The 2318-nt window shown below is 71.7% G+C and carries 2 protein-coding genes; one reads left to right on the forward strand and one right to left on the reverse strand.

What is annotated here, in order from left to right; genetic code table 11:
* The coding region (locus ACTWQJ_RS50330) for a putative bifunctional diguanylate cyclase/phosphodiesterase (RefSeq protein ID WP_443313034.1) at window positions 1–1671 on the forward strand (1671 nt) is incomplete at its 5' end.
* A gap of 257 nt (window positions 1672–1928) precedes the next feature.
* Here ACTWQJ_RS50330 and ACTWQJ_RS50335 read toward each other — a convergent pair.
* The coding region (locus ACTWQJ_RS50335; protein ID WP_443313035.1) for a LysR substrate-binding domain-containing protein at window positions 1929–2318 on the reverse strand (390 nt) is incomplete at its 5' end.

Raw genomic sequence — 2318 nt, forward strand, 5'->3', positions numbered from 1 at the left:
GTGTTCGAGGGCGCGGCCATAGGCATCGGCATCGCCGACCTGGACGGAAACGTCCTGGAGGCCAACCAGGCGCTGCTGCGCATGTTCGGCGGCTCCGAGCAGAGCGTGCGCGGCCGCAACTTCCGTGAGTGGACGCACGCGGACGACGCGCCCCAGGTGTGGCGGCTGTACGAGGAACTGGTGCGCGGCGAGCGCGAGCACTACCACGTGGAGAAGGCCTTCTACCGGCCTGACGGAACGGTCCTGTGGACCAATCTGACCGTCTCCCTGCTGCGCGACGCCGACGGCAACCCGCAGTACCAGCTCGCCCTCATGGAGGACACCACCGAGCGGCGGCTGCTCAACCTCCGGCTGCGCTACGAGGCCACGCACGACGCCCTCACCGGCCTGCCCAACCGCACCCTGTTCTTCGAACGCCTGGAGAAGGTGCTGAACGCCGGCGAGGGCCGGCGTTTCGGCCTGTGCTACCTCGACCTCGACGGATTCAAGACCATCAACGACAGCCTCGGCCATGCGGCCGGCGACCGGCTGCTCGTCGAGGTCGCCGACCGGCTGCAGGCCTGTGCCACCGCGCCCGGCGAGATGGTCGCCCGGCTCGGCGGCGACGAGTTCGTGGCGCTGACCACCGGCCCCGACAGCCGGCGCGAGGTCGACGAACTCGCCGCCCGCATCATGAACGCGCTGGTCGCCCCGGTCACCGTGGAGGGCCGGGAGCTGACCGTGCGCGGCAGCATCGGCATCGTCGAGGGCGCGGCGGGGGAGCGGAGCGCGGCGGAGGTGCTGCGCAGCGCCGACATCACGATGTACCGGGCCAAGTCGGCGGGCGGTAACCGGTTCGAGCTGGCCGACGCCGAGGCCGACGCCCGCGTCATCACCCGGCACGGGCTGACCACCGCGCTGCCCACGGCTCTGGAACGCAGCGAGTTCTTCATCGAGTACCAGCCGCTGGTCCACCTCGGCGACGGCAGCGTGCGCGGCGCCGAGGCGCTGGTGCGCTGGCTGCATCCGCAGCACGGCGTCCTCGGCCCCGACCGCTTCATCCCGCTCGCCGAGCACACCGGCCTGATCGTTCCGCTCGGCCGCTGGGTCCTGGAGCAGTCGGTGCGGCAGGCCCGTGACTGGCGGGAGCGCCACGCCGACACGGCCACCGCCCCGCTGCGCATCAACGTCAACCTCTCGCCCTGCCAGCTCACGCACGCCGGCCTGGTCCAGGACACCGTCGACATCCTGCAGGCCGCGGGCGTCGAGCCCGACGCGCTCTGTCTCGAGGTCACCGAGTCGGCCCTGATCGGCGCCGACGACGACCTGCTGAAGCCGCTGCGCCGGCTGGCCGAGATGGGGGTCGACATCGCTCTGGACGACTTCGGCACCGGCTACTCCAACCTCGCCAACCTCCGTCGCCTGCCGGTGAGCATCCTGAAGCTGGACCGTTCCTTCACCCAGGGCATGCAGCAGTTCCCGGCCGACCCCGTCGACCTCAAAATCGTCGAGGGGATCGTTTCGCTTGCCCACAGCCTCAACCTCGCGGTGACGGTCGAGGGCGTGGAAACCGGCGCCCAGGCGGAGCAGCTGCGGATCCTGGGCTGCGACACGGCCCAGGGCTGGTACTACGCCCGTCCGGGCCCACCGGAGCGCCTGCACGAACTGGCCCTGGTGGACGCGACGGGGTAAGGGTCCTTCTCGGTCGACCGGGGCTGCAGCGCCGCCAGGGGCGCGGGGCTGTATCGATGTGCGGCTCCTCCCCCACTCTCGGCTGCGCTCGAGCGGGGGGGGACCCCCACCGTGGGCGCGACCAGCCACGGACACTCCGCGGTTCCGCAGCGCCCCGTAAGGGGCGCGAGGAACTGCGCGACCAGCCACACACGACCCGCAGATCTGCACGGCGCTAACAAAAACGGCGATCCAGAAACCGCGCCCCCAGCGGAGTGTCACCGCTCAAGCAGCATCCGCTGCAACTCCCTCGCGGCCCGAGGCGGAGCCACATCGCTGCGATGCGCCAGCGCAATCGTCCGGTGCAGTCCGGGCCGGGCCAGCGGGGTCACCCGCAGCCCGCGCCCGGACCGGGCCGCCACCATCCGCGGTACGACGGCCATGCCCAGCCCCGCCCGCACAAACCCCAACACCGCGTCCATCTCCCCACCCTCCACCGCGAAATCCGGCTCAAACCCAGCGGAGCGACACGCGGCGACGGTCAGTTCCCGCAGGTCGTAGCCGTGCCGGAACATCACCAGGCGCTCGCCCTCCAGATCGGCGACCCGGACGGTACGCCGGCCGCCGCCCGGGCGGGGTGCCTCCGTTGACGACACCACCACCAGGTC

It is taken from the genome of Streptomyces sp. KR55 (genome assembly GCF_052245645.1).
Classification (GTDB): domain Bacteria; phylum Actinomycetota; class Actinomycetes; order Streptomycetales; family Streptomycetaceae; genus Streptomyces; species Streptomyces flavusporus.